Here is a 4,397-nt window from a genome sequence, read left to right on the forward strand (position 1 = left end):
ACGAATCCTCCTCCGCACGCCCGCGGGCGCTGCGACTCCGCGCCCCCGCGTAGACTGGGAGGAACACCCCGGAGGACTCTGGACCGTCATGTCTGCCCCTGTTCGCGCATTCACCATGCGCCACGTGCAATTGCTGCGCGCGCTGTTCGCCGCCGTCGCCGCATTGATGATCACGTTCTCATCGGACCACTCCGCTCCTGTCGGCCTCTCGGTCTTCAGCGGCTTCGTCTTCACCACCGCGCTCGTGCAGCTGCTCGCGGCCTGGCTGGTGCTCCCGGCGGGCTCGCGCTGGTCGTACATCCTGCTCGCCGCGCTCGGCGTCGTCGCCGGTGGCGTGAGCGGCATCCCGGCCTGGCGATCCGACGATCTGTTCTTCATCGTCGTGTCCTCCTGGGCGATCGTGAGCGGCGGCATCGAGATCCTCGCCGGCATCCGCTCGCGTCGTACCGCTGATCCGCTCTCGCGCGACGCGATCACCGTCGGCGCGCTGGGCGTGCTGCTGGGCATCGTCCTGCTGCTGATCCCGGCCGGATTCCTGCAGGAGTACACGATCGAGAAGGCCGGCACGTTCGTGCTGTCCGGCATCATCCTCGGTGTCGGCATGTTCGGCGGCTACGCGGCGATCGTCGCGGTCTTCCTCGGCATCGCCGGGCTCACCCCGAAACGGGTGGATGCCGCCGCCGCGGTCACCGAATCGAACGACAGCACCGCGCCTGCGGAGCACGGAGGAGAGCGATGAGCGACGAGAAGCCCACCCGTCGGGACATCCTGCGGCCGCTGCACCTGCTGCTGATCGCGCTGGGCTGCGGCGTCTTCGCCATGGTGGTCACGCTCGTCTCCACCGGGGCCTTCACGCTGCGTGTGAACACGGCGATCGCGAACGGCACCTACGACGGGCTCACGCCGATCGCGCTCGGGCTCGTCGTCGGTGGAGGGGCGTTCATCGTCACTCTGCTGATCCTGGCGATGCTGATCCTCGCGGTCGACCCGGCCGACGTCACCAAGACCATCGACCGTCCGGTGCTGTACGACCCGGAGCCCGAGGGCGAGGCGGAGGGCGACGAGCCCGGCCGCACGTCGTCCTCGTGACGGGCGAGGGGGCCGCGCCTTTCGCGGCACTCGTCGGAATAGTCCCGGCGCCACGGGGCTTGTCCCTGAAGTGACTGCCTCCGTCGACCGCGCCTCCATCGGACTCCGGTCGCCGAGAGGCCCCATCCTCGGCGCGTTGATGCTCGCGACCGGGCTCATCGCGATCGACGCCACGATCCTCGCCACCGCGGTGCCCAGCATCGTCCGCGATCTCGGTAGCTATCAGCAGTTCCCATGGTTGTTCTCGGTGTATCTGCTGGCGCAGGCCGTGAGCGTCCCCATCTACTCCCGGTTCGCCGACACGGTCGGCCGCAAGCCGATCATCCTGCTCGGCATCGCCCTGTTCCTCCTCGGCTCGATCCTCTGCGGCTTCGCGTGGAGCATGCCCGCGCTGATCGTCTTCCGCATCATCCAGGGGCTCGGCGCGGGCGCGGTCGCGCCGATGGCCATGACGATCGTCGGAGACATCTACACGGTCGCCGAGCGCGCCAAGGTGCAGGGGTACATCGCGAGTGTGTGGGCGATCTCATCCGTCGTCGGCCCGGCGCTCGGCGGCGTCTTCGCTCAGCTCGACGCGTGGCGCTGGATCTTCTGGGTCAACATCCCGCTGTGTCTGATCGCGGCCTGGATGCTGCAACTCAAGTACAAGGAGCAGAAGCAGACCGAGCGGCACCGGATCGACTACGCCGGAGCCGTGCTGCTCACGGTCGGGTTGACCGGTCTGATCCTCGGGATGCTCGAGGGGGGCAACGCCTGGGCGTGGATCTCCGTCCAGAGCGCGCTGTGTTTCGGGATCGGCATCGTGGCTCTCGCCCTCTTCGCGATGGTCGAACGCCGGGTCGCGGAGCCCATCGTCGACCTCCGCCTTGCGGCCCGACCGCTGATCCTGACCACCACCCTCGTCTCGCTCGGGGTGGGTGCCCTCATGATCGGCGTCACCAGCTTCGCGCCCGCCTACCTCGAGGGCTCGCTGGGCATCGCGCCGCTGCTGTCGGGTCTGGCGGTCGCCGCGTTGACGCTCGGGTGGCCGATCGCCGCAGCGAACGTGGGGCGCCTGTATCTGCGCATCGGATTCCGTCGCACCACTCTGATCGGTATGAGCATCGCCTCGGTCGCGGCGATCGTCCTCGCGTCGGTGTCTTCGTGGCCGAACCCCTGGGTGCTGTCGCTGATCGCGTTCGTCCTCGGGTTCGGGCTCGGGTGGAGCGCCGCGCCGACCCTCATCGCCGCCCAGTCCTCCGTGGGGTGGGGCGAGCGCGGAGCCGTGACGGGCATGAATGCGTTCGCGCGCTCAGCGGGCAGCGCCGTGGGAGTTGCGGTGTTCGGGGCGATCTCGAACGCGGCCATCGCGCAGGGCGCCGGCCCCGATGACCCCGACACGATCATCCACGCATCGGTCTGGGTGTTCGTCGCGGTCGCCGTGACCGCCCTGCTCACGCTGCTCGCCGCCGCGTTCATGCCGAAGGACAAGGTCGAGGACCACTCCGGCGAGCCGGCGTCCTAGCCCGCTGCGCGTCCGTTCCCGCTCCCCCGCGCCCGCTCCCGCCATCCGTCGCCGAGTGCACGGGATCGTGTCGACTGCACGGGAACCCTGCGTGAATCGGCGGTGCACTCGGCAACAAGCCGTGCACTCGGCGATCCTGCGTGGCGGGACCGGGACCGGGACCGGGACCGGGTGCGGGTGCGCGTGTTAGCGGGCGAGGCGCTCGGCGATGCCGGTGTACGTGGCCGGAGTCAGCGCGAGGAGGCGCTGCTTCGCGGCATCGCCGATCTCGAGCCCCTGCACGAACTCGGCGAGGTCGGCGGCGCCCACCCGGTGGCCGCGCGTCAGCTCCTTGAGCAGCGCGTACGGGTCGGTGATCGTGGACCGACCGGCGACGACCTCGGCACGGATGACGGTCTGGATGGCCTCGGCGAGCACCTCCCAGTTCACGTCGAGGTCGGCAAGCAGCACGTCGCGCGAGAGCGAGATCGCATTGAGGCCACGGCGCAGGTTGTCGAGGGCGAGCAGCGAGTGCCCGAACGCGACGCCGATGTTGCGCTGCGTGGTGGAGTCGGTGAGGTCGCGCTGCAGGCGGCTGGTGACCAGGGTCTGGCCGAGCGAGGCGAGCAGCGCACCCGAGATCTCGAGGTTCGCCTCGGCGTTCTCGAAGCGGATCGGGTTGATCTTGTGCGGCATCGTCGACGAACCGGTGGCCCCGGCGACCGGGATCTGCGCGAAGTAGCCGAGCGAGATGTAGGTCCAGATGTCGGTGGCGAGGTTGTGCAGGATGCCGCCGGCGTGACGCACGCGGTCGTAGAGCTCGACCTGCCAGTCGTGCGACTCGATCTGGGTGGTGAGGATGTTGAAGCCGAGTCCGAGGCCCTCGATGTACTCGCGGGCGATGGTCGGCCAGTCGGCGTCGGGGTCGGCCGCCAGGTGCGCTGACCAGGTGCCGGTCGCGCCCGAGAACTTGGCAAGGTACTCGGATGCCGCGATCTGGCCGCGCACGCGCTCGAGGCGCCACGCGAAGACCGCGATCTCCTTGCCCATGGTCGATGGGGTCGCGGGCTGGCCGTGCGTGCGGGAGAGCATCGCGGCATCCGCGTGCTCGACCGCGAGCTCGCGGAGCTTTGCGATCACGGTGTCGAGGGCCGGCAGCCAGACCTCCTCCACGGCGCGCTTCACGGTGAGCGCGTAGGAGGCGGAGTTGATGTCCTCGCTGGTGGCGGCGAAGTGCGTGAGCTCGGCGATGGCGTCGAGTCCGAGCGTCGAGAGGCGGTCGCGCACGAGGTACTCGATGGCCTTCACGTCGTGCTGGGTTACGGCTTCCTTCTCGGCGAGCCAGTCGATCTCGGCCTGCCCGAAGTCGCGGTACAGCGCACGCAGGCGTTCCTTGTCTGCATCCGACAGCGGGGTCGTCTCGAACAGCGAGCGGTCGGTGAGGGCGATCAGCCACTCCACCTCGACCTCGACCCGTGCGCGGTTGAGTCCCGCCTCGGAGAGGAAGTCGGCGAGACCGGTGACGGCGCCGCGGTAGCGACCGTCGAGAGGGCTCAGGGGCTGCGGCGGGAGCGAAGGCTGGAAAGTCAGGGGAGTCCTCCTGATGAGGCCCCGAAGGTTCGGGGCGAGCGGGGGAGACGGAGAGCGGGTTCGAGCTGGCGGAACAGGCCCCGAGTCGCCGCCTCAATCATACCGAGCACCGAATCGAACATCGCCGCCCCCGCGTAGTACGGGTCGGGGACGTCATGGGTGGAGGCGTCCGGGTCGAACGCGAGGAGCAGCGTGACCTTGCCCTCCTCGTCCTCGTCGTGCGCCCCCACCCCCA

Annotated in this window: 5 protein-coding genes; 3 read left to right on the forward strand and 2 right to left on the reverse strand. The window is 69.4% G+C overall.

What is annotated here, in order from left to right; translation table 11 throughout:
• Positions 1–88 precede the first annotated feature (88 nt).
• From ACNPM4_RS16030 to ACNPM4_RS16040, 3 genes are all read left to right on the forward strand, one after another.
• Positions 89–739 carry an acyl-CoA synthetase gene (locus ACNPM4_RS16030; protein ID WP_448986343.1) on the forward strand — a complete coding sequence of 217 codons (651 nt, stop codon included), beginning with the start codon at positions 89–91 and terminating at the stop codon, positions 737–739.
• The gene (locus tag ACNPM4_RS16035; protein WP_448986344.1) at positions 736–1,089 is read left to right on the forward strand and encodes a hypothetical protein; all 354 of its coding nucleotides are present in this window, start codon (positions 736–738) and stop codon (positions 1,087–1,089) included. Before ACNPM4_RS16030 ends, ACNPM4_RS16035 begins: the two co-directional genes overlap by 4 nt.
• 70 nt (positions 1,090–1,159) lie before the next feature.
• A complete protein-coding gene (locus ACNPM4_RS16040; RefSeq protein WP_417503863.1) occupies positions 1,160–2,593 on the forward strand; it encodes an MDR family MFS transporter in 1,434 nt (477 codons plus the stop codon).
• A gap of 186 nt (positions 2,594–2,779) precedes the next feature.
• Here ACNPM4_RS16040 and purB read toward each other — a convergent pair whose 3' ends face one another.
• Complete coding sequence (purB, locus tag ACNPM4_RS16045) at positions 2,780–4,162, reverse strand: adenylosuccinate lyase (RefSeq protein ID WP_051662409.1); 1,383 nt, start codon at positions 4,160–4,162, stop codon at positions 2,780–2,782.
• Positions 4,159–4,397, reverse strand: a 239-nt coding sequence (locus tag ACNPM4_RS16050; protein WP_448986345.1) for an arsenate reductase/protein-tyrosine-phosphatase family protein, incomplete at its 5' end; no start/stop codon positions are given. The genes purB and ACNPM4_RS16050, both read right to left, overlap by 4 nt.

The sequence above is a fragment of the Microbacterium umsixpiens genome (assembly GCF_053543675.1).

Bases quoted from the DNA above. Each gene is read 5' to 3' on its own strand.
- ACNPM4_RS16030 (WP_448986343.1), top strand. From the start codon at position 89: ATGTCTGCCCCTGTTCGCGCATTCACCATGCGCCACGTGCAATTGCTG.
- ACNPM4_RS16035 (WP_448986344.1), top strand. From the start codon at position 736: ATGAGCGACGAGAAGCCCACCCGTCGGGACATCCTGCGGCCGCTGCAC.